This is a genomic window from Aromatoleum sp. (assembly GCF_036675785.1).
In the GTDB taxonomy this organism is placed as follows: domain Bacteria; phylum Pseudomonadota; class Gammaproteobacteria; order Burkholderiales; family Rhodocyclaceae; genus Aromatoleum.
In genome coordinates this window covers 122,830-149,786 of record NZ_JAKFEF010000024.1, presented here as the reverse complement: position 1 = coordinate 149,786, position 26,957 = coordinate 122,830, and the positions used below count along the sequence as shown (strand labels likewise).

Genomic DNA, 26,957 nt, shown 5'->3' with positions numbered 1-26,957 from the left:
ACGCCGACGCAGGTGCATGAGAGCACCATCCAGAAACTCGCTATTCCCGCGGGACAGAAGGCCGTTGCCACCGCCGGGCAAGGAGGTAGCAAGTGATGATTCGCCGTATCCCGACCCTGCTCCTGCCGCTGATCGCTGCCGCTGCATTGCTGGTCCCGTCGCTGTCGGTTGCCCAGCAGAATCCCGCCCCCGCGAAAGTCGCGACCGCTGCACCGTCGGCGGCGCCCGCCGCGCCGTCGGCCGCCGACGTCAACCGCTTCAACCGTCTGCTCAAGCCGGCCGGCCAGCGCAATCTGCCGCCGCCCGAAGATGGTATCCACGACCCGACCAACGAAGGCACGCACGCGCTGCAGCCGCCGCTGAGCGCGTTCAACGGCATGACGCGCAGCAACGCGGGCAATCGCGTCGACTGGGTGAAGTCGCTCGGCGCGAATTCGATCTCACCGCGCTGGGACAAGATCGACGGCAGCGCGGTCCCGGTCGTCATGGACCTGAACATCGTCCGTGAAGTGAAGGGTTCGATGCCCGACGTGGTCTATCCGCACAAGCAGCACACCGAATGGCTCGACTGCTCGAACTGCCATCCGGCGATCTTCGTTCCGCAGAAGGGCGCGAACCAGATCAGCATGGCGTCGATCCTGCTCGGCCAGAAGTGCGGCGTGTGCCACGGCAAGGTGGCGTTCCCGGTGTCCGAGTGCCGGCTGTGTCATTCGAAGAAGAAGGACACGCCGATCGCCCGCACGAGCGAGCAGGCCGCGAAGTAAGCGGCGTCGGCCCGAGGAGTCGGACATGAAGGAATCTTTTGCTTGCGTCGGGCTCCTTGGGCGGGCCGCGATTGTCGTCGCGCTTTCCGCCGCGATGCCGGTTTTCGCCCAGCAACCCGAACCGGCTTCCGCCGCGACCGCGGCGCAGCGCATCCAGGCGCGGGAGCCGGACCGCGCACAGGTCGAGCGGCGGCTGGAGTCGGTCGGCACGCTGATCGAAAAGTCCAGCGCGGCGCGCCAGATCGAGGCGAGCGGCGTACCCGAAGCGCTGCAACGCCACGAACAGGCGAAGCAGGCCTACCGCGACGCGAAAACCGCGTTCGCGGCCGGGGACCTCGCGAAGGCCTCGACGCTGCTTTCGACGGCAAGCATGACCGTGTTCCAGGCGGCCCGCCTCGCCGCACCCGAGACGGTCACTGCCGAGAAGCATGAAAAGGACTTCCGCAACAAGCTCGAGAGCGTGAAGGCGCTGCTGTCCGCGCAAAAACGCATCGCCACCGAGAAATCGGAAGTCAAGGGAACGTCGGAAAGCACGCGCCAGATCGAATCCCTGCTCGCCGACGCCGAGCAGAAGGCGGCCGCGGGGCAATTCGATGCAGGCCGCGCGACGCTCGAGCAGGCGTATCTGCTGGCGAAAGCGTCGGTGAGTTCGATGCGTTCCGGCGACACCTTGGTGCGATCGTTGAACTTCGCCTCGAAGGAAGAGGAGTACCACTACGAGGTCGACCGCAACGACACGCACCAGATGCTGATCAAGGTGCTGCTCGAAGACAAGGGCGGAACGTCCGCCAACCCGCGAATGCAGGAATTCCTCGACAGCGCCGCGTCCCTGCGTCGCGACGCCGAAGCCGCCGCCGCTCGCGGCCAGTTCGCGGTCGGCATCGAAACGCTGGAGCGCGCGACCGGCGAGCTCGTTAAGGCGATACGCAGCGCGGGGATCTACATTCCCGGCTGATTCCGGACGGCGGTAGTGCGCCGCTGCCGGCCCCGATGCCCTTCCCCGCGGAAGGGCATTTTTTTCCGAGGACCGCCCGAACGGGCACCGCGCCCTGCCAGCGGCCTGCATGCGCTCCGGGGAAATCAGCGCGTACCCATTTCCGGGTAAGTTTGGCATGGCGCTTGCTCTCTGTTGACATACCCATCGAAATCGCCACGTATGCCAAGCTGCAGCAGCGCTATTCCCGCGGATGGAATCGGGCCACCGGACCGCCTGGAGCGGCCCGGAGTCGAAGATTGGTACCGCCGCGCGGGGAAGTTCGCGCCCTGGTTCGGATGGGCCGCGGCAGTGTCGTTCGGCGCGGCTATCTACCTCGTCTTTGCCGCCGCCCCGACCGAAGCCGTGCGGGGCGAGCACCACCGCATCGCGTTCATCCACGGCCCCGCGACGTGGGTCTCGGTGCTGATCTACGTGCTCACGGGCGCTGCGGCGGCCTTCGGGCTCATGACGAAGCAGCAGCTTCCTTCGATGCTGGCCTCGGCGCTCGCGCCGACCGGCGCGATGCTCGCGTTCGTTTCGCTGTGGACCGGTGCCCTGTGGGGCAAGCCGGTGTGGGGGGTGTGGTGGGTGTGGGACGCCCATCTCAGCTCGGAGCTGCTCCTGCTGTTCCTTTTTCTCGGATTCATCGCGCTCCGGGAGGCGATCGACGACAACGGCCGCGCCGACCGCGCGAGCGGCGTGCTCGGGCTGGCCGGGCTGGTCGCCCTGCCGGTGCTGCACTTCGCGGTGCACTGGTGGAACAGCCGTCACGGCCATGCGTTTCCGGACGTCCGCATCGCGCCGGGGAGCGGAATCTCGTCGTTCGTCGCGGTGCTGACGATGAGCGGCTCACTCGCGTGCTACGCCCTCGCCGCCGCGATGACCCGGCTTCGGGTCGTCATCCTCGAGCGGGAGCGGAGCGCCGCCTGGGTCTCCTGCGAGCGCGGGTCATGAACTGGGATAGCTGGGGCGCGCTCTGGGCGATGGGCGGCGACGGTATCTACGTCTGGGGTGCCTATCTCGTCGCGCTGGTCGTCGCCGCAACCGAGATCGGCATCCTGGCATTGAGCCGGCGCGCGATCCTCGCCCACCTCGGCCGCTTCGCGCGAATCCGGCCCGCGACATCGGACACGGAGGCGGGCCGCAGGTCGCCGTTAATTTTTCCGCGCACCGAAAGAGTCGGCGGGGCGTCGGCGAACGGCGCTGCAGTTCGGCACAGACGATGAGATCATCCAGGACTCGATGGCGTCTCCGGGCCGGACCGGTACGGGGTTACGGCCGGACGGCTCGACGGCGCCCGGGTTCGCGTTAATATCCGCAGCTGCGGCCCCAAGAGCCGACCTTGAAAATCCGGCTTCATCGAAATAGGACATGCGCCTCGGAATCTCCGGAACGCCCCCGCGCAAGCGGCCATGGCTGCCCAAAGGCCTCGTCGCCCTGGGACTGGCACTCGCGCTGATCGCTCCGCTGCCGGCGCGGAGCCGGGAACCGGCGTCGATGCCCGCGGTGCCCCTGACGCGGCTCGACGGCACGGCGATGCGCGCCACCGACTGGCTCGGCCGGCCGCTCGTCGTCAACATCTGGGCCACCTGGTGCCCCCCGTGCCGCACCGAAATGCCGTCGCTTCAACGGCTTTCGGCCCTCATCGAACCAAGCGGCGCGCGCGTCGTCGCGCTTTCGCTCGACACCGACCTTAACCTGGTTCGGGAATTCGTTCTCAAGTACGGGATCGCGCTGCCGATCGGCGTCGCGACGACCCCCGGCAGCGCGACCGACGCGCTCGGCGCGACCGCGCTGCCTCTCACGCTGTACGTCGCCCCCGACGGGCGCATCGTCGGGCGCCATTTCGGACAACGGAACTGGGCCGAAGAATCGGCGGTGCGGGACGTGAAGCAGCGTCTGCTCGCGCGATAGGAGGCGGACGCCCTCGCGATTCCGTCGTTGCTGCGTGCTTCCTCGACGAAATCCTCGCCCACCCGCGCCGCCACTTCGCGCCGACAGGGCGGCAGCGACGACGGCGTCGTCAGCGAACCGCGGACCGTTCGCCGGCGAGGAAGGAGCGCGCCGTCGCGTGACCGTGGTCGGCGGCGCGCCGTATCCACTTGAGCGCTTCTTCCTGGTCCTGCACGACGCCCTTGCCGGCGAGGAACAGCAGCCCGAGCCCATACTCGGCTTCCGCGTGATTGCGGCTCGCCGCTTCGAAGAACCACCGTGCGGCCTCCTGGTCGGGGTCGGCGACGGTCTTGGAAATCGTGTCGCCGAACACGTACATTGTGCCGATGAAGTACATCGCGTCGATGTTTCCCTGGTCGGCACTGCGGCGCGCCCATTCCATCGCGCGGCCTTCGTCCTCCGCAACACCGCGCCCGTAGAAGTACATCACGCTGAGTTTCTCCTGCGCGACCGCGGCGCCGCTTTCCGCGAGCGGGAGAAACGCCTTCGCAGCCTCCTCGTACTTTCCGCTGTCATACTGACGCAGCGCATCGTCGATCGGGGCCGCGTGTGTGAACCCGGTCAGCAACGTCATGCACAGGGCGATCCGACGCAACATAGAATGCTCACTCCTTGAATACGATCGACACGTTTTCGGTTCGGTTGAGCCGGTTCGGCCCGCACGTCGCGCTGATCACGCAATATCCGTACCGAACCGGCACCGCAGCGGCAGTCGAAACGCAGCGACGGTTCCGGGCTCTATATCGAAAGTAGGAGTCCCGCAGTCCCGTCAGGTCTGACAAAATGCCCGCATTCGATGTAACCCCCTTCAGGTAGCGCGGGAGCACACGCGTCGCATTAACCGCAGCGAGATTCAGGATGAAGAGCAGAACCTTGGCCGGGCACGACGGCGACGCCGCGGCAGAGCCACAAGCGTCCGCCGGAGCACACTCCCCGCGGCCGCTCTTCCTCAAGACGAAAGGCATTCTTGCGTTCGTCGCGATGGTGATCTACGTCATGCTGATCGGCACCGCGACCGAAGTGCAGCGCCAGAACCTGCTGCGCGGCGTCGGCAAGCTGGAGCAGGCGCACCGCGTCGAGGCGCAGCTTCTCGAAATCAACACTTCGATGGCGCGAACGCTGCTCGCCGTCAATCTGACGTTCTCGGCGGACGATCTCGCCGCCGCATCGATCCGCGCGATGATCGAAGTCGAAGCGACGCTTTCGCTGCTGGAGTCGATCCAGGACGCGCATCCCGAGATCGCGGGCTTCGCGGGCAGCCTGCACGCCGATGTGCGCAATATCGCGCAGGCGCCGAACATCGACGTGCTCGGCCGGATGCGCGCGACGCTCAACGGGCTGATCATCGAACTCGACCGGATCACGCAGGAAGCGCACGCCGCGCGCCTGAGCCTGCTCGACGATTACCGCCAGAACTATGACCGGATCACGCTCAGCGGACTGGCGATGCTTGTGGTCGGCCTAATCCTTCTCGGGGCGGTGATCGCGATCTTCTTCAGTCGCCTGACCTGGGATATCCGCAAGCTCGAAGCCCATGCGCGCGGCATCGTCATGGGCCGCCGCGACAGTCCGATGCACGTCACGCGCAACGACGAACTCGGATCGCTGATGCGGGCGGTCAACCAGATGCAGGAAGACTTGCGCCAGCACGAGCGGAACATCGAGCGCGCCCGCCTCGAACTGTTCCATCGCGAGAAAATGGTCGCGGTCGGCTCGCTCGCGGCGCAACTCGCGCACGAGATCAACAACCCGATCGCGGCGATCACCGGGGTCGCGAGCGCGATGAGCCAGGTCCAGGAAGCGGGCCGCTGTCCGAACCGGGGTTGCACCTGCAAGCCCGGGCTGATCCTCGAACAGGCGCGGCGGATCTCGCTGATCACGCGCCAGATCGCCGATTTCACTCGGCCCCAGACGCAGCAGCCCGAACTACTGAACCTCAACGAACTCGTCCGCAACACCTGCGCGTTCGTCAGCTACGACCGTCGCTTCAGGCGCATTTCGCTGACGACCGAACTCGACGACGAGATGCCCGCGATCCGCGCGATCGCCGACCACCTGACGCAGGTGCTGATGAATCTGCTGATCAACGCCGCCGACGCGCTCGACGAGATGCCGAGCGAACACCAGGGCGAAATCCGGGTGCTGACGCGCGTCGGCGAGCGGGAGGCGACGATCGAGATCTCGGATAATGCCGGAGGCATCGCGCCGGAGATGATCGAGCGCGTTTTCGAGGAATATTTCACGACCAAGCCAGCGGGCAAAGGGACCGGCCTCGGCCTCGCGCTGAGCCGCGAACTGATCCAGGACGCCGGCGGTTCGATCGCGCTGGAATCGACGCCGGGACAGGGAACCACCGTCCGTGTCACTCTCCCGCTCCTGGCCGCCGAACAGGCGGCCTGAGCGCAACCAGGAATGCGGGTACGCCACGAAACAAGGGAAGCTGATGCATATTCTAGTCATCGATGACGAGCGCGCGGTGCGCGAAATCCTCGCCGAGGCGTGCCGACAGGCCGGCTATTCGGTCGACGAAGCGCGCAACTGCACCGAGGCCGCGTCCAAGCTCGTGCGCGGGGATGTCGATCTGGCGCTGTGCGACATCAAGATGCCCGACGGCAACGGCGTCGACCTCGTGCGGTCGATGAAGGAATCGCCGATCGAAACGAACTTCATCATGGTGACCGCGTTCGCCTCGATGGAAACGGCGGTCGAAGCGCTGCGCGCGGGCGCCTCCGACTACATCATCAAACCGTTCAACATCGAGGAGCTGCTGCACCGCGTGCAGCAGATCGCGGCGCTGCGCGGGCTGCGCGAAGAAAACCGCGTGCTGCGCAAGTTCGCGAAAGGCGACGCGGCGAAATTCCGCTTCACGTCCGCGCCGATGCAGGCGGTCGAACGTCTCGCGAGCAAGGTCGCGCCGACCGACAGCACGGTGCTGATCACCGGGGAATCCGGCACCGGCAAAGGCGTGCTCGCGCGTTCGATCCACGAGCAAAGTCGTCGCGGCGAACATCTATTCCTGCCCGTCAACTGCAGCGCGATTCCCGAAACGCTGATGGAGTCGGAGTTCTTCGGCCACACGAAGGGCGCGTTCACCGGCGCCGACAAGGCGCGCAAGGGTCTCTTCCTGCAGGCCGACCTCGGCACGCTCTTTCTCGACGAGGTCGGCGAACTGCCGATGCTGATGCAGACGAAGCTGCTGCATGCGATCGAGGAAAAGGAAATTCGCGCGGTCGGCAGCGAACAGTCGCGCCGCGTCGATTGCCGCATCATCGCCGCGACGAATCGCAACCTCCACGACATGGTCAAGGAAGGCACGTTCCGCGAGGATCTTTTCTTCCGCCTGAGCATGTTCCACATTCACATCCCGCCGCTGCGCGAGCGCCAGGACGACATCCGCGGACTGATCCGCTTCATCCTCGAGCGCGCGCGCGAGCAGAACGGCGCGGCCACAGCGATGACCGTCGCCGACGAAGTCGAGCGTCTGCTGCAGGGCTATCCGTGGCCCGGCAACGTTCGGCAGATGGAAAACGTCATCAACCGCGCGTGCATCCTCGCCGAGGACGACTACATCACGGTCAACGACCTGCCGCCCGAGATCGCACGCGCCGCGCCGCGCCCCCAGTCTCATGGCACACCCATTGCTACCCAGCTTTGTCTTCGCGATCAGTTGCGCGAATTCGAAGCCGGCGTGATTTTCCGGATGCTCGACGAAACCGCGGGCGACCGGCGCCTTGCCGCGCAGCGCCTGGGCATCGGACTGTCCAGCCTGTACCGCAAGATGGAGGAATTCGAGGCCTTCGGCATCGCCCGCAATCCGACCGGCGGAACGCCGCCGACCGCGGCTCCGGGCCCGAACAAGGAATGAAGCATGTATTTTCCCGCAACCGAGAAAACCCTTCCCGCTTTCAAACACGCGCTTCTCGCGGTCGCACTGCTCGGCGCGCCCTTTGCGGTGCAGGCCGACGCGGCCGCCGATTACAACGAGGGCCTTGCCGCCTACCGCAAGGGCGACGTGACCGGTGCGATGTCACCGCTCAAGCGCGCCGCGGATGGCGGCATCGCCGAAGCCCAAGCGCTGTATGGGACGCTTCTCGATAGCGCGGAACTGGACGACGAGGCCCAGGGCTATCTGCTCAAGGCCGCCGGACAGGGCAATGCCGACGGCCAGTACGGCCTCGCGAAGATGTACCTCACCGGAGAGGCCAAGGCCCCCGACGAGCGGGAGGTCGCACGCCTGATCCGCGCCGCCGTCGCGCAGGAGCACCCCGCGGCGACGATCTCCCTTGCGCTCGCCTACACGAGGAAGGACGCGCGCTTCGGAGCGGACGCGCTCACGCCCGAAACCGGACCGTTGCTGCTGAAGGCGGCCGAACTCGGCGACGTCAATGCGATCGAGTCCGTGTCGACCGCATATCGCATCGGGGACTACGGCCTGCCGGTGGACGCCGCGAAGGCGGATCAATGGAGCACCCGGCTCGCCGAGATTCGGGGCGTCAAGCCCGGAGCCCGGAAGAAATGAGGAGGCGCGGCACTGTTGCCTTCGCGCTCGCGATGTTCTCGGCTTCCGCGTCGGCACTCGCGGCAAACATCGGCGAAGGGCAGCGCATCTACCAGATGCATTGCCTCGGCTGCCACGGCGTCGGCGGCCAGAGCGCGATCCCGACCGCACCGAACTTCGCCCGCAGCGAGCGTCTGATGCAGCCGGACACGACACTGATGATGTCGATCAAGGCCGGAAAAATGACTATGCCATCTTTCAACGGTATCCTTCGCGACCAACAGATTCTCGACGTGATCGCTTACCTGCGGACCCTCCAACGATGACCCTGAACCTCCTGCATGCGCGGCAGTCCCTGGCCGCAGTCGGCCTTCTCCTCTCCTGTGCCAGCTTCGCCGCGTTCGGGCAGACTTCCCCGGACTACAAGATCAGCGAAACCTTCAACGTCGGCGACGCGGTCTACGTCCGTTCGCTGACGATGGAGCCGAAGGCGAACAGCGTCTGGGTCGGCACCTCCGTCGGCGTACACGAAATCGCGCTGGACACGCGCAAACCGAAAACGACCTTCACCCGCAACGACGGCCTCGCGAACGAATACGTGTTCGCCGTCGGCATCGACTCGCAGGGCTACAAGTGGTTCGGCACCAACGCCGGCGGCGCCTCCCGCTACAAGGACGGCAACTGGAAGACCTATTTCCCGATGCACGGCCTCGCCGACTACTGGATCTACTCTTTCGCGAACGACAAGAAGGGCGATCTGTGGATCGGCACGTGGGCCGGGGTCAACCATTTCGACGTGAAGACGGGCGAATTCAAGACGTACGTAAAGGAACTCATCAACGAATGGGTGTACGGGCTCGACGTCGATGCGAAGGGCCGCGTCTGGTTTGCGACCGAAGGCGGCGTATCGATGTTCGACGGCAAGCAGTGGAAGTCGTGGACGCACAAGGACGGCCTCGGCGCGCCGAACGTCAACCAACTGCCGGCGAGCAGCAACACCGGTCTGGGCACCCGGTCCCGCCACGACCTGTCGACGATGGAGCGCGGTGACCCGACCTACAACCCGAACTACTCGTTCGCGATGCATATCGGCCCCGACGGCGATGCCTGGGTCGGCACTTGGGGCGGCGGCGTCGCGCGCTTCAACGGCAAGTCCTGGCGCAATTACAGCACCGCGGACGGACTCGTCGGCAACATCGTTTATTCGATCGCGCGCGACGACAAGGGCGCGTTCTGGTTCGGCACCGACAAGGGCGTGTCGCGCTTCGACGGCAAGAACTGGAAATCCTTCACGGTGCAGGACGGACTCCTCGACTCGCACGTCTACACGGTTGCGAGCGCACCGGGCGGCGACATCTGGGTCGGCACCCGCCGGGGGGTCGCCATCATCAGCAAGAAATAGCGTTCCCGGCGCGGCGACGGGGCTTTCACCTGCACCTCGCCCCGCCCGCGCCGCGACGCCGGTCGCCGCTTCTTTCGATCATTTCCCTACTGGAGCTTTTCGGCATGACTCATAAACTCGCCGCCGTCGCCGTAATCGTCGGCGCCGCGGCCATCGCCGGCGCGTATACGCTCGGCACGCAGCAAGCGGCGAAGCCGGTCCCCGTCCCCGCCGCACCGCATGCGACGTCAGCGCCGTCAGCGCCGTCAGGCGGCGCCGGGCAGGTGCGCGAAGGCAAGGTCGGCGTCGATCCGACCGAAAAATTCACGCATTTCCGGGTCGGCAACAAGAACGTCAAGAAGATCTTCGTCGAAGACGGCGTCGTCTGGGTCGCGACGTCCGGCGGGGTCATCCGCTACGACACGCGCAGCGACCAGTTCAAGCTCTACGACAACCAGAGTGGGTTGCTCTCGAACGGCATGTTCTACGTCGGCCGCATCCAGGGCAAGATCACCGTCGGGACCTATGGCGGCGGGCTGTCGGTGCTCGACGAAAAGACCAACACGTGGGAAACCTACAACATCCCCGAGGGGCTCGGCGACGCCTTCGTCTACGACGTCATCGAAACGAAAACGGGCGATCTGTGGATCGCGACGTGGTCGGGTGTCAACCGCGTGCGCGGCGGCAATCTGAAGGACGCGTCGGCGTGGGAACTGCACACCGTCGAGAGCACGAAGGGCGGCTTGCCGAACGACTGGGTGTACGGCTTGGCCGAAGGCAAGAACGGCGAAGTATGGCTCGCGACCGAAGGCGGCATGGCGCGCTACGCCGACGGGCAGTGGGAGAACTGGAACCATTCGCGCGGCGTCGGCGCGCCGTACGAGAAGGTCAAGCAGGAGATCGCGTTCAAGAACGACCCGGCGAAGGAATCGTTGCATCACGCGCAGCAGAAGAAGGAAATGGGCCTGCAGGACGTCGACCAGGCGTACAACCCGAACTACATCATCTCGCTCGCGGTCGATCAGGACGGAACGGTGTGGGCCGGAACCTGGGGCGGCGGTCTCGCCCATTTCGACGGCAAGCAATGGGAAAACGTGACGACGGTGGAAGGGCTCCCCGGGAACCACGTGTTCATGCTGCACCGTGACCACCAGAACCGCCTGTGGGTCGGCACGAACAACGGCCTCGCGGTCAAGGAAGGCAACGGCTACCGCGTCATGCGTGCCGAGGACGGCCTCTTCAGCAACACCGTGTTCTCGATGGCGACGACGCCGGACGGCGGCATGTGGGTCGGAAGCTACGGCGGCGTGGCCCATATCCGGCCGACCGCGAAGAACTGAAGAAGACGCTCGGCGGCCGGTTCGAAACGAACGGGAGGGGCGAACGGCCCCTCCCGTTTTTTTTGTACCTCCCACGATTCCTGCCGCGCCGCGGCGGCGCTCGACGACGTCGCGCACATCCCGCTCGCGGCCCTCGTCGCGAACGTGGCCGGCCCCCGCCCGCAATCGGTGAAGGGACCTATGTTAAATCGCCGAGCCTCCGCGCGTTTCGCGACGGAGCCTCGGCGCCGCGGTTTGCCGCCTTAGTTGCGGACCCGGTCGATCACGATTTCAACCGAGGACTCGTGGGGCGCGGCCGTGACCGGCACACCTTCCAGATCACCGGCCTGGGCGGTCGCGCTGCCCTGCTTCGACAAGCGGGCGCCGACGCTGATCTGCGCCGGGAGCGGCCCTTGAGACATGCGCTGTGCGTTCTCGAAACTGAACGCCGCGGGAAGATCGACCGCGCGCAGCCGCAGCGCAGCCAGCGGAATGCCGCCTTGCGCGGGCCGGGCGAAGACGAAGACGACGTCGTCCGGCCCCGCCTGCGCCGCGAGTTGCGGCGAAATGCTCACGGTGCCGCTGACCGTGAGCGCAGACGGCGCAGCAGTACCGGCATCGCCAGCGGCCGCGTGTGGCGCTTCGAGCAGCGCGATCCCGCCCTTGCTGCGTGCCTCGTTGATGCTCCCGAGAATCCCCTGATAGGCCGGTTCCTCCGGGCTCAGCTTCGCGAGGATCCGTTCCCAGTATGCCGACGCGCCGGCGTAGTCTTCGCGGTGGAAGGCCGCGGTGCCCGCAAGCGCGAGCGCCTTCACATGGTTCGGATCGATCTCGACCGCCCGCTGGATCAGCCGTTCCGGAGCGCCGTCGAAGCTGCGCCCCGCGGCCACCGCGAGGAGATCCGCCCAGTCCGCGAGCACGTCCGCGTCGTCGGGAACGTTCGCACCGATTCTGCGCCAGGTTGCGGCAGCCCCTTCGAAGTCCTTCATCATCGAATAGGAGCGGCCGAGCATCAGCCAGCCCTGGACGTCCTCGGGTTGCCGCTCGAGCCGTTCGGCAAGCTGCGCGACCAGCCTCGTCATCTGTTCGGGCGTGATCTGGTGGCTCTCCTCCTTCGCGACCGCGACCGGATCGAGGCCGCGCGGCTCGCCGAGCATCAGGTAGACCGCCGCGGCCATCAGCGGGACCACGGCGATCAAGGCGACCGCCCACTTGCGTGCCGGACGGAGGTCGGCGCCGCCCTCGGCCGCGCGTCCTTCCTCGAGCGCGCGCAGCTCGAGTTCCTCGCGCGAACGCTGGTATTCGGCTTCGCCGATGTTCCCGGCCGCGCGTTCGGCGTCGAGTTCGCCGAGCTGCTCGCGCAGGACGACCAGAACGGTTTCAGCCTGGCGCTGACGCTTCGCGTCTTCGCGCGCACGGCCGCCGGCCCCGATCATCGGTGGAACGACAAGCAGCAGCGCGCCGGCCACCAGCGCGGTGGCCAGAATCAAGAAGGGAATCACGAACGGGGCTCCTCGGAGGAATTCGGCGTGCCGCCAAGCAGCGCGCTGGCGCGTGCGCGCTCGTCCTGGGTCAGATGCGGCGCGGACTGGGCTTCCTTGGCGCGGGAACGCAATCTCCACGCCAGCCAGCCTGTGCCTGCGACCAGCAGCAACGCCGGCCCGAGCCACAGCAAGAGGGTGATCCCCTTGAACGGCGGAAGATAAAGCACGAAGTCGCCGTAGCGTGCGACGAGGTAGTCGACGACCGCCTCTTCGCTCTTGCCCGCGGCGAACTGCTCGCGAACCTGATTGCGCAGGTCGACCGCGAGCGGCGCGTTCGATTCCGCGATCGTCTGGTTCTGGCAGACCAGGCAGCGCAGCTTGTGCGACAGATCCATGACCCGCTCTTCGAGCGCGGGATCATTCGCGAGCGGTTCGGCTTCCGCCGCCGATGCGGGACCCGACAACGCGAACAGGAACAGGACCGCGGCGAGTGCGGAACGCACGGAATGCTTCAGGTCTTCAGCTCGCACGCGACAACTCCGCAATCTTCGGCAACAGCACGTCGCGAACCGCCTCCGGCGTGACCGGCCCGATGTGCTTGTAACGGACCACACCCGCGCGATCGATCAGGAAAGTCTCCGGCACGCCATAGACGCCGAAGTCGATGCCGACGCGACCATCCGCATCGACCACGGACAACGTGTAGGGATCTCCGTGTTCCCTGAGCCAGCCGAGCGCTTCCGGCCGCGTGTCCTTGTAGTTGAGGCCGACGAGCGGCACGACGTTGTCCCGCGCGAACCGCATCAGCACCGGATGCTCCTGCCGGCACGACACGCACCAGGAGGCCCAGACGTTCAGCAACCAGACTTGGCCGCGCATGTCGGCTAGGCCGACCTCGGTCTCCGGCGCCGCGAGGGTCGCGAGCCGGAACTCCGGCGCGGGCTTGTCGACGAGCGGCGACGGCACCTCGCGCGGGTTCAGGGTCAGGCCGTAGCCGAGGAAGCCCGCGAGCACGAGGAACAGCGCAAGGGGAACGAGAAACTTCGCTTTCATGGTCGATCACTCATGTCGTCTGACGGGCAGCAACGGCGGCGGCCTCGCGCTGGGCCAGCCGACGATAGCGGCGGTCGGACGCGGCGAAAACACCGCCGATCGCCATCAGGAGACAGCCCAGCCACACCCAGCTGATGAAGGGTTTGTAGAAAAGACCGACCACCCACGCGCCGTCCTCGAGCTGGTCGCCGAGGTTCACGTAGATGTCGCGGAACGGCCCGATGTCGAGCGATGCCTCAGTCATCGGCATCTGCTGTGCGACGTACACGCGCTTCTCGGGGTTGAGCGTCGCGACCGCGACGTCGCCGCGCGTCACCTCGATCGTCGCGCGCGCCGCGTCGTAGTTCGCGCCGGGCGCGTCGACCACGCCGACGAACTTGAAGGTGTACCCCGCGAGGTGCGCGCTGTCACCCGCGTGCATCTTGACGTCGAGGCGCTCGTTGAGGCTGTTGACCATCGTGACGCCGATAATGAACACGCCGATGCCCAGATGCGCGAGCCACATGCCCCACCACGCCGCCGGAATGCCGCGGAGGGTCGTGCCGACAGCAGCCCCGCGGCGCTCCGCGAACCGCGTCGCGAGCAACTTCGCGCTGCCAAGCAGCACCCACGCGGCAAGCGTGAGGCCGAGAACGGTACGGACGCTGACATGGCCGACCGCGAACGCGATGCCGACGCCGAGGACGAGGCTCGCGATGATCGCCGGCGCGAGCAGCCGCGCCACGCGCTTCACGTCGTCCCCTTTCCAGCGGACGAACGGGCCGATGACCATCAGCACGACGACCGGCGCCATCAGCGGCACGAACACCGCCTCGAAATACGGCGGGCCGACCGAGATCTTGCCGAGCCCGAGCGCATCGAGAAACATCGGATAGAGGGTGCCGAGCAGCACCGAACCGGTTGCGACCGCGAGCAGTACGTTGTTGCCGAGCAGCGTCGAGTCGCGCGAAACCAGGCCGAAGCTGCCGCCCCCCGCAAGCTTCGGCGCCCGCCACGCGAAGAGCGCGAGCGAAATGCCGATCACGAGGACCAGCAGCGCAAGGATGAACAGGCCGCGCCTCGGGTCGGTCGCGAACGCATGCACCGACGTGATGACGCCCGAGCGGACGAGGAAGGTGCCGAGCAGCGACAGCGAGAACGCGCTGATCGCGAGCAGGATCGTCCAGCTGCGGAACGCGCCGCGCTTCTCCGTCACCGCGAGCGAATGGACGAGCGCGGTACCGAGCAGCCACGGCATGAAGCTGGCGTTTTCGACCGGATCCCAGAACCACCATCCGCCCCAGCCGAGCTCGTAGTACGCCCAGCCCGAGCCGACGGTGATGCCGGCGGTGAGGAACACCCACGCGACCGTCGTCCAGGGACGCGACCAGCGCGCCCACGCGGCATCCATCCTGCCGCTCAGCAGCGCGGCGATCGCGAACGCGAACGCGACCGAAAACCCGACGTAGCCCATGTAGAGCAGCGGCGGGTGGATGATCATGCCGGGATCCTGCAGCAGCGGGTTCAGGTCGCGCCCTTCGGCGACGGCCGGAATCAGCCGGTCGAACGGGTTGGACGTGACCAGCGTGAATGACAGGAAGCCCGCGCTGATCCAGCCGAGCACCCCGAGCACGCGCGCCATGAACGGCTCGGGCAGGTTGCGGCTGAACACCGTGACGGCGACGGTCCACAGCGACAGCGAGAGTGCCCACAGCAGCAGCGAGCCTTCATGGTTGCCCCAGACGCCGGTGATCTTGTAGATCAACGGCGTGTCGGTGTGCGAATTGACGGCCGCGAGCTGCAGCGAAAAATCGCTCGTGATGAAGGCCCAGGTGAGGCACCCGAACGCGAACGCGATGAACAGGAACTGGCCTTGCGCCGCGGGGCGCCCGACGGCCATCAGCGCGAGTCGGTTGCGGTTCGCGCCGATCATCGGAACGACCGCCTGTACCAGCGACAGCACCAGTGCAAGAATCAGGGAAAAGTGGCCGAGTTCGGGAATCATTGCTGCACCGTCTCAGCCGCTTTCTGGGCCTGGGCCTGATCGACGGCGTGCTGCGCTTCGGGCGGCATGTAGTTCTCGTCGTGCTTCGCGAGGACTTCGGATGCGCGGAACTGGCCGTCCGCGTCGAGCGTTCCCTGCACGACCGCGCCCTTGCCTTCACTGAAGAGGTCGGGCAGCGAGCCTTTGTAGGAAACGGGAATGGCTTTCGCAGTATCGGTAATCGCGAACCGGACGGTGACCCCGTCCGCCTCGCGGCGGACCGAGCCGGTCTCGACCATTCCGCCGATGCGGAACGTCTTGCCGACCGGCGCCTTGCCGGCGGCGACTTCGGTCGGCGTGTGGAAGAACACCAGGTTCTGCTGGAAGGCGGACAGCACGAGCGCCACGGCGCCGATGAGCAGTGCGACAGCACCGCCGAGCAGCACCAGACGTTTACTACGGGGTTTCATTCAACGATCTCCTCAAAAACCTTCCGTCCGCCTCGGCCGTTCGCATTGGCGCGACGAAGCCGCAGCAATCGCCGCACGGTTTCCCTACGACGGCGCGCGACCATGATCAGTTCCACGACTACAAGAAATACGGTAAGTCCGTAGCTACCCCAAACGAAGGGGGCCGCTCCGCCCATCTGCCAGAAGGCGCTCCACGACTCCCACTGCATCAGACCTTGCCCTCCAGCGCATTCAGTTCCGCGCCCACCCAGTCGGTGTGCCGCTCACGTTCGAGAATCAGCGGACGCACGCGCCACAGCGTGACCGCGATCGTGTAGGCCCACGACGCGAGCGCCATCACGAGCATGCCGAGGAGCATCGTCGCCGCCATCGACGGGGCTTTCGTCAGGCTCACCGACGCGCCCTGATGCAGCGTGTTCCACCATTTGACCGAGAAATAGATGATCGGGACATTGACGGCGCCGACCAGGGCGATGATCGCGCCCGCCCGGTCGGCACGGCGCGGATCCTCGATCGCCTGCGTCAGCGCGATGAATCCGAAGTACAGGAAGAGCAGCAGCAGCTGCGACGTCAGCCGCGCGTCCCACACCCAGTAGGCGCCCCACGTCGGCTTGCCCCACAACGAACCGGTGACGAGCGCGAGGACGCAGAACATCGCGCCGGTGGGCGCGAGGGCGCGCGCCATCAGGAAGGACAGGCGCGTGTTCATCACGAGTCCGACCGCGGACCAGAAGGCCATGATCAGGTAGACGAACATCGACATCCACGCGGCAGGTACGTGGATGAAGATCACGCGATACACCTCGCCCTGCTGCGCGTCGGTCGGCGCGACGAAGAAGCCGAGCCACAGCCCGGCCACCGTGAAAATCGCCGCGACCGCCGCGAACCACGGCGCGAGCCTTCCGGCGAGCGGGTAGAACATCTGGGGAGCGGCGAAACGAAACAGGCTCTTGCCTCGTTCTGGTCTGGTCATGTCTTCGATCAATCGACTGCGATTCTGAGGGCCGCGGCGCACGCGATCGGCGCCAGCACTAGTGCACCGAGCAGTCCGCCGCCGAGCAACAGGAGGTGGGCGTCGGCGCCGGTTCCCGAGAGATAGGCATCGACCGCCCCGGCTCCGAAAATGAGCACCGGCACGAACAACGGCAAAACCAATAAAGCAAGTAACATGCCTCCGCCGCGCAAACCCAGCGTCAGGGCCGCGCCGACCGCGCCGAGCAGCGCGAGGATAGGGGTCCCGAGTGCGAGCGACAGGATCAGGACGCCGAGCGCGCCTTGCTCGACGTCGAACAGCATCGCGAGCGCGGGGGCGACGAGGACGAGCGGCAGCCCGGTCGCGACCCAGTGTGCGAGGATCTTCGCGATGACCCACAGCACGGTCGGCTCCGGCGACAGCAGGAGCTGTTCGAGCGTGCCGTCGGCGTGGTCCTGCGCGAACAGCCGGTGCAGCGACAGCAGGGTCGCGAGCAGCGCGGCGACCCACAGGACGCCGGGAGCGATCGAGCGCAGCTGGTTCGTTTCGGCGCCGACCCCGAACGGGAAGAGGCACACGACGACGACGAAGAACGCGAGGGTGACGAGGACGTCGGCCCGGCCTCGCCACGCGAGCAGCAGGTCGCGTCGCAGCACCGCGCCGAAGGGACCGAGCGCGCGACTCAAACGGCCACCTCGGTGAGGTCGAGCACGCGGGGCGGCTTGGCGAACGGGGCGTCTTGGTGCGTGGTCAGGATGACCATCCCGCCCGCGGCACAGTGGTCTGAAAGCGTCATTGCGAGATCGGCGACCGCGGCGACGTCGAGCGCGGTGAAGGGTTCATCGAGCACCCACAAGGTCCGGCGGATGCCAAGAAAGAGGCGCGCGAGGCCGACCCGTCGCCGCTGCCCCTGCGACAGCACGCGGGCCGGCAGGTCGAGCTGCTGCGCGAGGCCGATGCGGACCAGCGCGTCCACGCAGCGCTCCTCGTCGACGTCGTCGCCGGCGGAGGCGCACGCGAAGCCGAGGTTTTCGAGCGGCGTCAGCAGGTCGTTCAGCGCCGGAGCATGGCCGAGGTAGAGCAGCGCGCGGTGGAAGGCTTCGCGGTCGCTGCGGATCGGCCGGTCGTTCCAGCGGATTTCGCCGGCTTCGGCGTGGGCGAGCCCGCACAGGATGCGCAGCAGGCTGGTCTTGCCGAAGCCGTTCGGTCCGGCGATCCTCAACAGCTCACCGGGCGCCATCTTGAGGGAGAGGCCACGAAACAAAAGGCGGTCACCTTTCAGACAGGCGAGATCTTCGGCATAAAGCATGGGCGTGGATTTAACCACAGACGAAAGGGCTCGGGGGCGCGGCGTGACTGTGGAAAACCGCGATCCCGACGGCGCTGGCGGGATCGCGGTCAGCGGATGCGAGATGCCCTGCTTCAGCCCTCTTTCGGAACACTTCCGCAGCGAGCGCCGTCGTGACCCTCAGCGCTCGCCGCGCGGATTCGACACGGCCCACACCGCGGCCTCGACGCGTGAGCGGAAATTGAGCTTGCGCAGCAGATGCTTGACGTGGACTTTGACGGTGCCTTCGGCGATGTTGAGTTCGCGCGCGATCAGCTTGTTCGACAGGCCGGCGGCGATCTTGTCGAGAATGCGCTGCTCCTGCTCCGTCAGCCCGGCCTCGGCGGGCGTTTCCGGCCGTCGCTCGTGGCGCAACGCGGCGGCCATCAGATGCGTCAACGCCTCCGACACGACGATCTTGCCCGCCGCGGCCGCGCGCAGCGCCTCGACCATTTCCTCCGGCTCCATGTCCTTCAGCAGGTAGCCGTCGGCGCCGGCGCGCAGCACCGCGACGAGATCGTCGGCGGCGTCGGACACCGTGATCACGACGACGCGCGTGTCGAGGTCGGCCTGGCGGACGAGCTTCAGCACGTCGAGGCCGGACATGTCCCTCATGTTCAGGTCGAGCAGCAGCAGGTCCGGCCGCAGGTGCAGGATCTGCGCCATGCCGTCCTTGCCGTCGGCCGCCTCGGCGACGAGGCGGAAGCCGGGCACGGTGCGTAGCAGCTGGATCAGTCCCTTGCGGAACAGCGGATGGTCGTCGACGATGACGACGCTTTGCGGGGAATCGGTCATCTCGCCTCCGGGCCGATTGTTTGCGCGTCCGATGCCGAACGGGTCGCGAAGCGCACGACGATGCGCGCGCCGCCGCCGTGGCGCTGCCCGACCTCGAGCGTCCCGCCGAGGCCGCGCGCCCGTTCGCCCATGATCGTGAGGCCGTAATGGTGCGGCTCCACGACCGGCTGCGGCGGAATGCCCTGGCCATCGTCCTCGACGACGGCGCGGATCTCGCCGCCGGGCTCGGACAACAGCTCGACACGAATGTGGCGGGCCTGTGCGTGGCGCGTCGCGTTCGAAAGCGCCTCGCGGACGATATGCAGCACGTGGATCTCCTGGTTCGGGCTCAGGTGGCAGCCGGAGAGGCGGATCTCCAGGTCGATCGGGATGCCGCTGCGCCCGGCATATTCTTCGACGGTGCTGCCGAGCAGACGCGCAAAATCGCCCTCGATCCGCAGGCGGAACGTCGACAGCAGCTCGCGCAGCTGGCGGTACGCGGCGTTGATCCCCTCGCGCAGGTCCCCGAGGATCGCCAGCGCATCTTCCCGCTGGTCCGGTGCGGTCAGCGCGGGCGACAGCAGGCTCGCCTGGATCTTCATGTACGTCAGCGATTGCGCGAGCGAGTCGTGCAGTTCGCGCGCGATGATCGATCGCTCTTCCTGCAGCGCGAGCAGGCGCTTGCGCTCGCTCTGGTGCGAAATTCCGAGCGCGACGCCCATGTGGCGGGACACCGCTTCGAGCAGCGTGTGCTGCCACTCTTGCAGCCGCGCCCCCGCCGGCAACGCCAGCCGCATCATGCCGTACAGATGCTCGGCGTCGCGCAGCGGGACCAGCAGCACGTCGCGACCCGGCTCGCGGCGGTAGCTCCACGGCGACTCCCGGCCCGGACAATTCAGGCACGCCTCGCCGCTCGTCTGACGGCTGCCGCATTCGCCGATGCTGGAGAACAAGGTTTCGCCCGGGCCGCCGTGTTTCGGCAGCATGCAGACGAAGCTGCCGTCGAGCCCGAGCAGCTGTTCGAGATCCTTCAGCGTCGACGCATACGTCTCGGAACTCGCCGGCGCGTGGTAGAGCCGCGAGATCACGTGGTAGAGCAGTTCGAGCGAGCGGTTGCTGCGCGTCAGGTCCGCGGTCTTTTCGTCGACGCGGCGTTCCAGCTCGCGGTTCGCGTTCGATAGCCGGTCGGCCATCGCGTTGAACGCGGCCGCGACCTGGCCGAGCTCGTCGGCGCTGACGTTCGTGCTGCGCGCCGCGTCGTCGCCGTGCGCGACGCGCACGGCGCTCGCGCGCAGATCGCGCAGCGGCAGGAACACGCGGCGCCGCAGCGCGTACAACGCGCCGAGCATGCACGCGGTCACGAGCGCCATCGCGACGCCGAGCGTCGCGCGCAGCTGCTCGATCCCCGCCTCGGCGTCCTGCTCGAGCACCGAGACGAGGGTGTCGATCTGCGCCGCGAACGCGTCGACCTCGGCCAGGAGCTCGCCGTAATGTTCGGCGTCCCGGGCGTCGCCGCTCGCTGCGCCCGTGTCGAGCAGCCGCGGTTTCATCCTCGTGCGCCAACCGGCCTCGATGCCGCGGTAAATCGACGAAAAGAGGCTCCCCGGCGCGCGTTCGAGCTGGCCGCGCAACGCCGCGTCGTCGAGCCGCTGCTCGAACGCATCGACCGCGGCGGCGAGTTCGGCTTTCCCGCTCCGTCCGTCCAGCGCATTCACCGCCGCGATGGTGCCGGCGCGCTGTACGAGCCGGCGCAGGCTTCCCGCGACGTTGATCGCGCTGCCGCTGCCCTGGACCGTCTCCACGACGGCGACCGATGCGCCGATGCCGACCAGGCTGACGAGCGCGACTAACACGAACGGGAGCACGAGCATCAGGAGAACGCTGCGCGCGGCGACCCTGCGAAAAAGCCCGCGGATCACGCCGCCGAAGCTCACCCGCGCCTCGCCGCCGTACGCTTCATGGAGATACCTCCATTTTCCCGAACGCTCCACAGACGCCTTCCACCTGAACTAAAAATACCAATAATCAATTATTTAGGAGATACCACCCATACCTCAGAAGTGGTATTTGGCATACTCCCGCAATTCGGCCTGCCTGCGGAGCCGCAGGCGCACCACGCTACAGTGAAGATGCTTGGACCGGGCCAACGTCCCAAAGGAGCGCAACGACATGGCGATCGTAATTCAGGCGCAAGCAATCCAGACCCTTTCTCGCGTCGAACCGTTCCGCCGGCTGGACGCGGACGTCCTCGGACTGCTCGTGCAGGGCGCGCGGACTTCGCGTGTGTCGCGCGGCGAAATGCTGATGCACCGCGGCGACCGCCCGTCCGGCATGTGCCTCGTCGTCGAAGGCGAAATCAAACTGTTCCTGATCTCCAGCTCGGGCACCGAGAAGATCATCCGGCTCGCGGGTGCCGGCGATTCGTTCTGCGAAGAGAGCATTCTGAGCGACAAGCCGCAGATCTTCGCGGCGCAGGCGACGCGCAACAGCAACGTGCTGACACTTCAGCGCGCGGCGCTGCGCAAGGCGATGGCGGCGCAGCCGGCGCTGACCGAGGCGCTGATGGCGAGGCTGTCGGAGCGGATGGCCGAACTCGTCGAAGGCATGGAGCAGTGCATGCAGCGCAGCAGCACCCAGCGCGTCGCGCACTACCTCGTCCGGCACGCGGCGCCCGGGGCGCAGTCGGCCGAAGTGCGACTTTCGAGCGACAAGCAGACGATCGCGTCGCAACTGAACCTGACGCCGGAGACCTTCTCGCGCGTGCTCAACCGGCTGCGGCGCGAGGGTTTCATCCTGCCGCACGGACGCCGCTCGATCACGCTGACCGACGTCCAGCGCCTGCAGTCGATCGCGGCCTAGCGCGCCGATGCCGGGGGACGGATCGAATGCATCGCGCGCGCCCGACGCAACGCGGGGCCGCGGTCAAGCCGGTGCGACCGGCCTGACGGCTTCGATATTCGCGTCGGCCGCAAGCCAGCGCACGAGGATGCGGTAGACGTCGAGATCGAACCGCCGCGCCGGCGGATCGGCGACCAGGCGGTCGCGCGCGGCGGGGTCGTCGCCGCTGCCGAGCACGCACCATTGGTCGACGAGATGGAAGGCTTCGCGACCCGAATGCGCGCAGCACTCCTCGATGACGACCGCTCCCGCCCACGGCCACGTCCGCAGCCTGACCGAGCCGAGCGCCCCGATCAGCCGCTCGTCGTGCGCCGCGAAGCTCTCGCGGCCGACGCACACGCCGGCGCACTGCTTCAAGAGGTGCGCGCTGCATGCGCCGTTGCTGCCGCTCTCCAGTCCCAGCCGCTGCGGACACAGGCGGTAGTGCTGCGCGAGTTCGCGCAGCACGCTGTCGGACTCTTTGCGGTGGCGGAACGCGCCGTGAATGTCCTGCCACGACGCCGGGTCGGTGCCCGTCAGCGGGATGCGCTCGAATATCGGCGGGCGCCGGCGGTTGGGGACGACGCGCAAGCCGAAAACGTCCTCGCGCCCCGGCGCCACGCGATTGTGCGGCGGGCGTTTCGCCCGTACGAGCGCCGCCTCGCGCAGCGACGCGGCGAGGTCGCCGGCCGTTTCCTCCCACTCGACGCGGCGCACCTTGCGCGCGAGCGCGGCGTCCTTGCTGTTGCCGCCTGCCGAGAAATGCTCGGTGACGCGGGCCCGCAGGCTGCCGCCCCGGCCGATGAACAGCAGTTGCCCGTTGTCGGCGAAGAACGAATAGACGCCGGGAGCGTCCGGCAGCCCTTCGAGTATGCCTTCGGGCAAGCCGGGCGGGCGCGGCGCCGCCTTCATCGCGCGCTCGCAGGCGCGATCGAGCACCTCGGCCGGGAATTCGTCACGGACCTTGCGCGCGAATTGCCACAGCACTTCGGTATCGCCCATCGCCCGGTGGCGCGCTTCGCAAAGGAAACCGTGGCGCGCGATCAACGCATCGAGGCCATGCTTGTGGTGCTCGGGGTACAGCGCGCGCGACAGCTTCACGGTGCACAGCACTTCGGCGTCGAACTGCTGCCCGAGCCGCGAAAACTCGTTGCGGACGAAGCCGTAGTCGAAGCGCGCGTTGTGTGCGACGAACACCGCGCCTTCGAGCCGCGCGCGCACCGCATCGGCGAGCTCGGCGAACGTCGGCGCAGTCGCGACCATTTCGTCGGTGATCCCGATCAGCCGCTGGATCAGCGGCGGAATCCCGCGGCCCGGGTTCACGAGGCTCTCCCAGCGCTCGACCAGTTCGCCGCGCTCGATGCGCAGCACTGCGATCTCGGTGATGCGATCGGACACCGGGTTTGCGCCGGTCGTCTCGACGTCGATCAGGACGAGGGAATCAGGAAGCGACACGCGACAAACGGTCCGACGCGCGTTCGCGCCGAGCCGTCAGCAGGGAAACGGGGAAATCCGGCCACGCGGCACGCGGCGCGAACTCAGTGATTCGTATCGTAGTAATACGCCTTCGACGGCACCTCCGACTCGTCGAGCCGGGCCTGCGCCTCGACGTCCTGCGGCTTGTCCCACCACAGCGCGCGGCCCTTGCGCTGCTCTTCGAGTTCCTGCGGATGCTTCTCCAGCCACTCGCGGATGAATTTCGTGTGCTCGGATTCGTAGATCGCCATCGCTTGCTCCCTGGGAAAGGCGCAATTGTAGGGCGCCGCCGGGGACTGCGCCAATCGTGCCGCCCGGTCATGAGGCCAACCCAGGAAAAGGGCGCTTCAGTCCGGGCTACGCGCAGGCTGTCCGCAGAAGCTCGCGAGAATGCTTTCGACTTCGGCCCGCGGCAAGCCGCGGACGATGAACACGAGCCGGCTGCCATGGTCGCCGTCGGGCCACGCCGGCAGGCTCGCCGGCGGGTAGGCGACATGCTGCACGCATTGCACGACGCGCGGCAACGGGTCGCCGGCGACGTTCAGCACGCCCTTCACGCGCAGGATGCGCGCGCCGTGCACCTGCAGGATCAGGCCGAGTCCGTCGGAAAAACCGAGCCAGTCGAGCGGGGCGTCGAAGCGCAGGACGAAGCTCGCGACGTCGTCGTCATGGCGGGTCGCGGGCGCGGGCGCCGCCGCGCCCCCCGGCCTTCGCCACGCCGGCGGCGCACGCTTGTCCTGCGCCGCCCCGGCGCGCAGCGCTTCGTCACCGAGCCAGGCGGCGACGTCCGTGAGCTTGCCGGCCGGATCGTAGAGGCCGCAGCCAGACACCGCACCGACGTCGACCCGGCCGCGCGCGACCTCGATCTGCGGCGCGCCGGGATTCAGCGCCGACAGCCGCCGCGACAGCGCCGCGCGCTGCCCGGCCGGGGCGAGGTCGCATTTCGTCAGCAGCAGCCGGTCGGCCATCGCGACCTGCCGCACGGCTTCGCGGTGCGCGTCGAGCTGCCCGTCGGCGAGCGTCGCGTCGACGGCGGTGATGACGCCGGCGCAGCGGTAGCGCTCGGCGATGAACGGCTCGCGCATCAGCGTATGGATCACCGGGGCCGGATCGGCGAGGCCGGTCGTCTCGATCAGCACGCGATCGATCGCCGGGATCTCGCGGCGCAAGGCGCGCATGAACAGGCCCTTCAACGCCTTCACGAGATCGCCCTGCACGCTGCAGCAAATGCAGCCGGAATCGAGCACGACCAGCGTTTCGTCGACCTTTTCGATGAGGTGATGGTCGATCGACGCGTCGCCGAATTCGTTGATCAGCACCGCCGCCCGCGCCATCGTCGGCTCGCGCAGCAAGTGATTGAGGAGCGTCGTCTTGCCGGCGCCGAGAAAGCCGGTGAGGATCGTGACCGGGATGCGGCGGTCGCCAGCCGCAAGCGCGGACGACCGCGCGTCGGTCGGCGCGGCCACAATCGCGGACGACGGCGCGTTCGCCGGCACGGCCGCCATCAACTGCGCGTGTCGGCCTTCAGCCGGCCGATGCGCACGACTTCGGGAACGCGGCGCACGCCCCGCATCACGCGGGCGAGATGCACGCGGTCATGCACCTGCAGCACGAGATTGATCGCGCTGTAGATGCCCTGTTCGCTGTCCATGTTGATGTTGCGGATGTTGCAGTCTTCTTCGGAAATCGCGCTGGCGATGCGGGCGAGGACGCCGCGCGCGTTCTTCGTCAGCACACGGATCGTCACGTCGAAGAGGCGTTCTTCGCCCGATTCCCACTCGACGTCAACCCAGCGGCCGCGATCCCCGCGCAGCTTCGCGACCACCGGGCAGTCGTGCAAGTGGACTTCGAGGCCCTGCCCCTTGCGGATCGTGCCGATGATCGGGTCGCCGGGGATCGGTTGGCAGCAGCGCGCGAGCTGCACCGCAATGCCCTCGCTGCCGCGGATCAGGATCGCACCCGCCGGTTTCGGCTTGATCACGTTCGGCCGCCCGGACTCGAGGTCCTGAGCCTGCGCGACGCGGCGCGCGACGATCGCCGGCAGGCGGCGGCCGAGGCCGATATCCGCGAACACTTCCTTCTTGCCGCGCACGCCGCGCTCGCCGAGGAAACGCTCCCACGCGAAGGTGCTAATCTGGCCGAGCGTCAGCCCATGCGGGCGCAGCGCCTGGTTCAGCAGCCGCTCACCGAGCGCGACCGATTCTTCCTGCTGCGCGCCTTTCAGGAAATGGCGGATCTGCGCGCGCGCCTTGCCGGTGCGCACGTACGTGAGCCACGCCGGATTCGGGTTCGCGTGCGCGGCGGTGATGATCTCGACCTGGTCGCCGTTGCGCAGTTCGGTGCGCAGCGGCATCAGGTCGCCATTGACGCGGCACGCGACGCAGCGGTTACCGATGTCGGTATGCACCGCGTACGCGAAATCGACCGGCGTCGAGCCCTTCGGCAGCGACAGGATCTTGCCCTGCGGGGTAAAGACGTAAACTTCGCCGGGAAAGAGGTCGATCTTCACGTGCTCGAGGAACTCGGTTGCCTCGCCCGACGCCGACTGCAGCTCGAGCAGCGACTGCAGCCACGAATGCGTCTTCTGCTGCAGTTCCGAGAGCGTCTTCTCGTCTTCCTTGTACAGCCAGTGCGACGCGACGCCGCTCTCGGCGATGTGGTGCATCTCGGCGGTGCGGATCTGCACTTCGACGGGGGTGCCGAACGGCCCGATCAGCGTCGTGTGCAGCGACTGGTAGCCGTTGGCCTTCGGGATCGCGAGGTAATCCTTGAACTTGCCCGGCACCGGCTTGTACATCGAATGCAGCGCGCCGAGCGCGAGATAGCAGCTCGGCACGTCGCGCACGATGACGCGGAAACCGTAAATGTCGAGCACTTGCGAGAAGGTCAGCCGCTTCTCGGCCATCTTGCGGTAGATCGAGAAGAGATGCTTCTCGCGGCCCTTCACTTCGGCCGAGATGCCCCACTGCGGCAGCCGCTCCTCGATCGCCTGGAGGACCTTGCCGACGACTTCGCGCCGGTTGCCGCGCGCAGCCTTGATCGCGCGCGACAGCACGCGGTAGCGCAGCGGGAACTTGTGCTCGAACGACAGTTCCTGCAGCTCGCGGTACAGGTTGTTCAGCCCGAGGCGGTTCGCGATCGGCGCGTAGATCTCGAGCGTTTCGTTCGCGATCCGCCGCCGCTTCGCGGGGCGCACGCAGTGCAGCGTACGCATGTTGTGCAGGCGGTCGGCGAGCTTGATCAGGATCACGCGCAGATCGCTCGCCATTGCGAACAGCATCTTGCGGAAGTTCTCGGCCTGCGCCTCCTCCTGCGAGCGGAACTCGATCTTGTCGAGCTTCGACAGGCCGTCGACGAGCTCGGCCGCGGTGCGCCCGTAGCGGTCGGCGATCTCCTGCTTGGAGATGTGGGTGTCCTCCATCACGTCGTGAAGGAGCGCGGCGATCAGCGCCTGGGCGTCGAGGTGCCAGTCGGCGACGATGTCGGCGACCGCGACCGGGTGCGAGATGTACGGATCGCCGCTGATGCGGAACTGCCCTTCGTGCGCCCGCGCCGAGAAATGGTAGGCGTTCTCGACGCGCTCGACGTCTTCCGGGCGGAGGTAGGCGGAAATCTTCTCCCTGAGCTCGGCGAGTCCGCACGAGATTTCGGGCATGGGGAGCGAACGGA

General features: G+C 67.2%; 28 protein-coding genes. 12 read left to right on the top strand and 16 right to left on the bottom strand.

Translation table 11 applies throughout. The annotated features are described in order from the left end of the window. Positions 1-95: 95 nt before the first annotated feature. From V6M37_RS06670 to V6M37_RS06650, 5 genes are all read left to right on the top strand, one after another. A complete protein-coding gene (locus V6M37_RS06670) occupies positions 96-764 on the top strand; it encodes a c(7)-type cytochrome triheme domain-containing protein (protein ID WP_332671757.1) in 669 nt (222 codons plus the stop codon). A 25-nt stretch (positions 765-789) separates the two neighbouring features. Beyond that, positions 790-1,719 carry a hypothetical protein gene (locus V6M37_RS06665; RefSeq protein ID WP_332671751.1) on the top strand — a complete coding sequence of 310 codons (930 nt, stop codon included), beginning with the start codon at positions 790-792 and terminating at the stop codon, positions 1,717-1,719. 330 nt (positions 1,720-2,049) lie between these two features. Next, positions 2,050-2,694, top strand: coding sequence for a cytochrome c biogenesis protein CcsA (ccsA, locus tag V6M37_RS06660; protein ID WP_332671750.1), 645 nt, complete (start codon positions 2,050-2,052; stop codon positions 2,692-2,694). Then, entirely contained in the window at positions 2,691-2,966 is a 276-nt protein-coding gene (gene ccmD, locus V6M37_RS06655) for a heme exporter protein CcmD (protein ID WP_332671749.1), read from the top strand. The genes ccsA and ccmD (V6M37_RS06655) overlap by 4 nt, the downstream gene beginning before the upstream one ends. A 145-nt stretch (positions 2,967-3,111) precedes the next feature. Beyond that, positions 3,112-3,654 (top strand): TlpA family protein disulfide reductase, encoded by a 543-nt coding sequence (locus V6M37_RS06650; protein WP_332671748.1) that lies wholly within the window; start codon positions 3,112-3,114, stop codon positions 3,652-3,654. A 109-nt stretch (positions 3,655-3,763) separates the two neighbouring features. Here V6M37_RS06650 and V6M37_RS06645 read toward each other — a convergent pair whose 3' ends face one another. Beyond that, positions 3,764-4,267, bottom strand: a complete 504-nt coding sequence (locus V6M37_RS06645) for a tetratricopeptide repeat protein (protein WP_332671746.1) — start codon at positions 4,265-4,267, stop codon at positions 3,764-3,766. Positions 4,268-4,551: 284 nt separating this feature from the next. Between V6M37_RS06645 and V6M37_RS06640 the strand changes: the two genes are divergently transcribed. From V6M37_RS06640 to V6M37_RS06615, 6 genes are all read left to right on the top strand, one after another. Next, positions 4,552-6,093, top strand: a complete 1,542-nt coding sequence (locus V6M37_RS06640) for a sensor histidine kinase (protein WP_332671745.1) — start codon at positions 4,552-4,554, stop codon at positions 6,091-6,093. 43 nt (positions 6,094-6,136) lie between these two features. Then, a complete protein-coding gene (locus V6M37_RS06635; RefSeq protein WP_332671744.1) occupies positions 6,137-7,558 on the top strand; it encodes a sigma-54-dependent transcriptional regulator in 1,422 nt (473 codons plus the stop codon). 3 nt (positions 7,559-7,561) lie between these two features. Then, complete coding sequence (locus V6M37_RS06630; RefSeq protein WP_332671742.1) at positions 7,562-8,212, top strand: tetratricopeptide repeat protein; 651 nt, start codon at positions 7,562-7,564, stop codon at positions 8,210-8,212. Next, positions 8,209-8,517 (top strand): c-type cytochrome, encoded by a 309-nt coding sequence (locus V6M37_RS06625; RefSeq protein ID WP_332671741.1) that lies wholly within the window; start codon positions 8,209-8,211, stop codon positions 8,515-8,517. The genes V6M37_RS06630 and V6M37_RS06625 overlap by 4 nt, the downstream gene beginning before the upstream one ends. Further along, complete coding sequence (locus V6M37_RS06620; RefSeq protein ID WP_332671740.1) at positions 8,514-9,593, top strand: ligand-binding sensor domain-containing protein; 1,080 nt, start codon at positions 8,514-8,516, stop codon at positions 9,591-9,593. Before V6M37_RS06625 ends, V6M37_RS06620 begins: the two co-directional genes overlap by 4 nt. 104 nt (positions 9,594-9,697) lie before the next feature. Beyond that, positions 9,698-10,912, top strand: coding sequence for a ligand-binding sensor domain-containing protein (locus tag V6M37_RS06615; RefSeq protein ID WP_332671738.1), 1,215 nt, complete (start codon positions 9,698-9,700; stop codon positions 10,910-10,912). A gap of 242 nt (positions 10,913-11,154) precedes the next feature. Here the strand turns inward: V6M37_RS06615 and ccmI are convergent, their stop codons facing one another. The 11 genes from ccmI to V6M37_RS06560 form a co-directional block, all read right to left on the bottom strand. Further along, positions 11,155-12,393, bottom strand: a complete 1,239-nt coding sequence (ccmI, locus tag V6M37_RS06610; RefSeq protein WP_332671737.1) for a c-type cytochrome biogenesis protein CcmI — start codon at positions 12,391-12,393, stop codon at positions 11,155-11,157. After that, the gene (locus V6M37_RS06605) at positions 12,390-12,905 is read right to left on the bottom strand and encodes a cytochrome c-type biogenesis protein (protein ID WP_332671735.1); all 516 of its coding nucleotides are present in this window, start codon (positions 12,903-12,905) and stop codon (positions 12,390-12,392) included. Before V6M37_RS06605 ends, ccmI begins: the two co-directional genes overlap by 4 nt. Next, positions 12,895-13,428: a DsbE family thiol:disulfide interchange protein gene (locus tag V6M37_RS06600; RefSeq protein ID WP_332671734.1), complete on the bottom strand. Its 534-nt coding sequence runs from the start codon at positions 13,426-13,428 to the stop codon at positions 12,895-12,897. Before V6M37_RS06600 ends, V6M37_RS06605 begins: the two co-directional genes overlap by 11 nt. 10 nt (positions 13,429-13,438) lie before the next feature. After that, positions 13,439-15,412 (bottom strand): heme lyase CcmF/NrfE family subunit, encoded by a 1,974-nt coding sequence (locus V6M37_RS06595; RefSeq protein WP_332671733.1) that lies wholly within the window; start codon positions 15,410-15,412, stop codon positions 13,439-13,441. Continuing rightward, positions 15,409-15,861, bottom strand: a complete 453-nt coding sequence (gene ccmE / locus V6M37_RS06590; protein WP_332671732.1) for a cytochrome c maturation protein CcmE — start codon at positions 15,859-15,861, stop codon at positions 15,409-15,411. The genes V6M37_RS06595 and ccmE overlap by 4 nt, the downstream gene beginning before the upstream one ends. Continuing rightward, positions 15,858-16,070: a heme exporter protein CcmD gene (ccmD, locus tag V6M37_RS06585; protein ID WP_332671731.1), complete on the bottom strand. Its 213-nt coding sequence runs from the start codon at positions 16,068-16,070 to the stop codon at positions 15,858-15,860. Before ccmD (V6M37_RS06585) ends, ccmE begins: the two co-directional genes overlap by 4 nt. After that, positions 16,070-16,834 carry a heme ABC transporter permease CcmC gene (ccmC, locus tag V6M37_RS06580; RefSeq protein WP_332671730.1) on the bottom strand — a complete coding sequence of 255 codons (765 nt, stop codon included), beginning with the start codon at positions 16,832-16,834 and terminating at the stop codon, positions 16,070-16,072. The genes ccmD (V6M37_RS06585) and ccmC overlap by 1 nt, the downstream gene beginning before the upstream one ends. Before the next feature lie 8 nt (positions 16,835-16,842). Next, complete coding sequence (gene ccmB / locus V6M37_RS06575; protein WP_332671729.1) at positions 16,843-17,520, bottom strand: heme exporter protein CcmB; 678 nt, start codon at positions 17,518-17,520, stop codon at positions 16,843-16,845. Beyond that, positions 17,517-18,143, bottom strand: coding sequence for a cytochrome c biogenesis heme-transporting ATPase CcmA (gene ccmA / locus V6M37_RS06570; protein ID WP_332671728.1), 627 nt, complete (start codon positions 18,141-18,143; stop codon positions 17,517-17,519). The genes ccmB and ccmA overlap by 4 nt, the downstream gene beginning before the upstream one ends. Positions 18,144-18,302: 159 nt before the next feature. Then, entirely contained in the window at positions 18,303-18,956 is a 654-nt protein-coding gene (narL, locus tag V6M37_RS06565; protein ID WP_332671727.1) for a two-component system response regulator NarL, read from the bottom strand. Next, positions 18,953-20,926 (bottom strand): histidine kinase, encoded by a 1,974-nt coding sequence (locus V6M37_RS06560; protein WP_332671726.1) that lies wholly within the window; start codon positions 20,924-20,926, stop codon positions 18,953-18,955. Before V6M37_RS06560 ends, narL begins: the two co-directional genes overlap by 4 nt. 178 nt (positions 20,927-21,104) lie before the next feature. Here V6M37_RS06560 and V6M37_RS06555 point away from each other — a divergent pair, with 178 nt between their 5' ends. After that, entirely contained in the window at positions 21,105-21,794 is a 690-nt protein-coding gene (locus tag V6M37_RS06555; RefSeq protein WP_332671724.1) for a Crp/Fnr family transcriptional regulator, read from the top strand. Between the two features lie 63 nt (positions 21,795-21,857). On the opposite strand, the gene V6M37_RS06550 is transcribed toward V6M37_RS06555, so the two are convergent. The 4 genes from V6M37_RS06550 to V6M37_RS06535 form a co-directional block, all read right to left on the bottom strand. Beyond that, positions 21,858-23,267: an exonuclease domain-containing protein gene (locus V6M37_RS06550; protein ID WP_332671723.1), complete on the bottom strand. Its 1,410-nt coding sequence runs from the start codon at positions 23,265-23,267 to the stop codon at positions 21,858-21,860. An 83-nt stretch (positions 23,268-23,350) separates the two neighbouring features. Continuing rightward, entirely contained in the window at positions 23,351-23,539 is a 189-nt protein-coding gene (locus V6M37_RS06545; protein ID WP_332671721.1) for a DUF3460 family protein, read from the bottom strand. 96 nt (positions 23,540-23,635) lie between these two features. Continuing rightward, positions 23,636-24,793 (bottom strand): CobW family GTP-binding protein, encoded by a 1,158-nt coding sequence (locus tag V6M37_RS06540; RefSeq protein ID WP_332671720.1) that lies wholly within the window; start codon positions 24,791-24,793, stop codon positions 23,636-23,638. Then, positions 24,793-26,943 carry a RelA/SpoT family protein gene (locus V6M37_RS06535; protein WP_442880996.1) on the bottom strand — a complete coding sequence of 717 codons (2,151 nt, stop codon included), beginning with the start codon at positions 26,941-26,943 and terminating at the stop codon, positions 24,793-24,795. The genes V6M37_RS06540 and V6M37_RS06535 overlap by 1 nt, the downstream gene beginning before the upstream one ends. Between the last annotated feature and the right edge of the window lie 14 nt (positions 26,944-26,957).